This window comes from Pseudomonas sp. HY7a-MNA-CIBAN-0227, from assembly GCF_040310325.1.
GTDB lineage: Bacteria > Pseudomonadota > Gammaproteobacteria > Pseudomonadales > Pseudomonadaceae > Aquipseudomonas.
The window spans coordinates 1-232 of sequence record NZ_JBEOPT010000382.1 but is presented as its reverse complement, the minus strand read 5'-3'; the positions used below and the strand labels follow the sequence as shown (position 1 = coordinate 232).

Here is a 232-nt window from a genome sequence, read left to right as displayed (position 1 = left end):
CCATTACCTTGTTCAATGATGGATTGGTGGCCTCTAATAAAGGCAGCGCGCAGCCTAAGTTGCCGCAGCAATATGTACATTATATCGAAGATGGCTGGGACAAAGCACCACTGCAAGCGCGTAGTCAGCAAGCAATTGAATACGTAGCAGAGTTTGTGCCGACCTTCAATAGCGCGCGCACCATCGGTAATGCCTTATATGGTGGGCAGCAAATTCCTGGTCAGGACGATAC

General features: G+C 49.6%; 1 protein-coding gene. It reads left to right on the top strand.

The features are described from left to right. Positions 1–232, top strand: a 232-nt coding sequence (locus AAEZ06_RS28350; protein ID WP_350617540.1) for a hypothetical protein, incomplete at both ends; no start/stop codon positions are given.